Raw genomic sequence first — 3,094 nt, forward strand, 5'->3', positions numbered from 1 at the left:
CCTACTTTTCATATTTTGTTTATCACTTTCTTAAATTTTTATACATTGAATTTATTTCACAAATTTATATCTACCCGAAAAAAAATGTTACTAATATATTATTTGATTTGTAATACTATCCCAATTTTGATGTATTATAGAAGTTTATCAGTTTTTATCTTTATAGGCAGCCTATTTATTTTCTTATTTTCAAATGAGAAAAGGAGAATTAAGAATAAAACTAAAATTCAATTAGTTTTATTAGTTACTGTTTTCTTTTATCTTTTTGGAATTTTAGGAAACATAAGAGTAAATAGTCAAATCCAAAACGGAAAATCTGCCTTCGATAGTGAAGTAATTTTAAATGTAGGGAGAGCCAGTGATAACGTAAGAGATCACGAACTGCTTTCACCATTTTTTTGGACATATCTTTATAGCACGGTTTCACTTGCTAATTTCCAGTACAATATTGATAGGCATAGCAATAATAATATCCAATTGGATTCCTTTATGAAATTTTTTAAAAATGAATTAATTTATGATTTTCTTAGCAAACGATTATGGACAGAAGAAAAGATTAATCATGATTTAATAAGGGATGATTTAACTACAATTACCATGTTTACAAATTCGTATATTGCACTTGGCTGGTTTGGTCCATTGCTCATCTTTGCACATATTATTTTCTTATTCTTGGTTCTCATATTTTTCTCACCAAAAGAGAATGATTATTTTGTTACAGGGTTAGCAATTTTATGTTCATTAATACTTTTAGGAACATTTGAAAACATGTTTACTTATAGTGCATTTGGTTTCACGTTTATTTATCCTATCATCTTTGCTCAATTAAATAAATTAAAAGGAAAACGGATTAAATTAAATTAGACTTCTACAAAGAAGTATACTTTTCTAAGATAAAGGTGATATTTTGAGAATTAGTGTTATTGTCTGTTGTTATAATGGAGCTAAATATGTTGAAGAACAACTTTCCAGCATTGTAAATCAAACAAGAATGCCAGATGAAATTGTTATTAATGATGATGGGTCTTCTGATAATACAAGAGAAATTCTCTCTAAATGGAAGGAAACTACCAAGGTACCAGTTGTTTTGAATTTTAATACAGAGCGGTTAGGGTATGTAAAGAACTTTGAAAATGCTTTGCTCCGTACAACTGGTGACATTATTGTATTTTCTGATCAGGATGATTTTTGGTATTCAAACAAGCTTGAAATAATTGAACATGAATATAAAAATGACTCTTCCTTAGATTTGATATTTACTGATGCTGACATAGTTAATAGCAATTTGGAGAGTAAGGGATATAGTTTATTTGAAAGTGTAGGCTTGAACAAGCGCAAAATAAGTAATATAAATTGTGGAAATGCATATCAAGAGTTTTTAAAAAGAAATGTTGTCACTGGTGCAACGATGTCCATTAGAAAAAGAGTAATCGAATTAGTTACCCCTTTTTCAGCTGAATGGGTACATGATGCCTGGATTTCACTTATTGTTTCAATGGTATCTAAAGTTAAAGTTCTTGATCAGAACTTAATAAAATACAGACAACATGACTTTAATCAAATAGGAACTACTAATAATCTATCGGAAAAGGTAAAAAAAGCCCTATCTACAGGTGATTTATCAGAAAAAGGCGCTAAGCAAATGGTTGATTTAATTGAATTTATCAATAAAAAACCTGGTTTGAATTTATCTCCTTTTTTTCAGAGTAAATTAGAACAAAAGTATTTGCATTTTCTTAAAAGAACAAGACTTCCAAAAAGTCTAGTTAAAAGGATTGTACCAGTATTTATTGAACTTATTACACTAAAATATACTTTTTATTCAAATGGGTATAAGTCTGCTTTGAAGGATATAATCATTATTAAATAATCGTATGGAAGTGTTGTTATATCATGAAAATAATTAGTTTTTATCTACCTCAATTCCATGTTATTCCGGAAAATAATGAATGGTGGGGAAATGGTTTTACAGAGTGGGTGAACACTAAAAAAGCTAAACCGTTATTTGAGGGTCATTCACAACCAAAGGAACCGTATAATGATAATTATTATAATTTAGCTGATGCTAGCACATTGGAGTGGCAAGTTAAATTAGCTAAAGAATATGGTTTATATGGTTTTTGTTTTTATCATTATTGGTTTAAAGGAAAACTATTGTTAGAAAAGCCAATTTTAAATTACGTACAACATAAAAATATTGACTTTCCATTCTGTACTGCTTGGGCAAACGAGCCATGGACAAGGTCGTGGGATGGAAAATCTAAGGAAATATTGATGCCGCAAGATTACGGTGATCAATCTGATTGGGAAGAACATTTTATTTATCTTTTACAGTTATTTAAAGATGAAAGATATATTAAGGTCGAAAATAAACCGTTATTTATTATTTACAGGCCTAGCAGCATTGAACAATGTACAGACATGCTTTCATATTGGAATAGAAGAGCTGTAGAATGTGGATTTAAAGGAATTTATTTTATAGAAATGTTAACTTCTTTTGATAATAGGTTTGTGGAAGGCTTTAATGCCAGTATACAATTTGAACCTATGTACACTATTAAACACCACATACCAAAACAGGAATTTATTAAAAGGGGAGCTAGAAAAGTTGCACGGAATCTCCTTAAAAAGGGAAGTATAGAGAAAGTTCCAAGAACTTTATTAGATACCATTAATTATGACGTAGTATGGCAATCTATATTAAATAGAGAAACAATTAAACGCAGAGAAAAGGATTTCTTAGGTGCATTTGTTAACTGGGATAATACTGCGCGTAAGGGCAATGAAGGACTTATACTTCAGGATTTCACTGTTGAAAAATTTGAAAATTATTTAAGTAAACAAGCTAAAAAATCAAGGGAACTTAATAATGACTTTTTATTTATTAATGCTTGGAATGAATGGGCAGAGGGAACATATTTAGAACCCGATAAAAAAAATGGATTTAGATATTTAGAAGCTTTACATGCTGCAACAAAAAAATGAGACCATTAATAAAAAGATTGAATACTTAAAAAGATTGCTTACATTGTTTGCTCTAGTAAAACTGTGTAATTTGAGAACTGGGTGAAAGTTATTTTAAACAGATTTTTAA

At 29.2% G+C, this 3,094-nt stretch carries 3 protein-coding genes; all 3 read left to right on the top strand.

Annotation, left to right across the window (positions count from 1 at the left end; genetic code table 11):
* Positions 1-864 (top strand): hypothetical protein (locus tag V7161_RS29930; RefSeq protein WP_335716402.1); only part of this gene is annotated, 864 nt, incomplete at its 5' end.
* Positions 865-907: 43 nt separating this feature from the next.
* Entirely contained in the window at positions 908-1,870 is a 963-nt protein-coding gene (locus tag V7161_RS29935; RefSeq protein WP_335716403.1) for a glycosyltransferase family 2 protein, read from the top strand.
* 23 nt (positions 1,871-1,893) lie between these two features.
* Positions 1,894-2,985, top strand: a complete 1,092-nt coding sequence (locus V7161_RS29940) for a glycosyltransferase WbsX family protein (RefSeq protein ID WP_335716404.1) — start codon at positions 1,894-1,896, stop codon at positions 2,983-2,985.
* Positions 2,986-3,094 lie beyond the last annotated feature (109 nt).

Origin of the sequence: Neobacillus drentensis (assembly GCF_036965425.1) — a bacterium.
In the GTDB taxonomy this organism is placed as follows: Bacteria; Bacillota; Bacilli; order Bacillales; family Cytobacillaceae; genus Neobacillus; species Neobacillus drentensis_F.

Excerpts from the sequence above, each read along its gene's own strand:
- V7161_RS29940 (WP_335716404.1), top strand. The coding sequence starts at position 1,894 with ATGAAAATAATTAGTTTTTATCTACCTCAATTCCATGTTATTCCGGAA.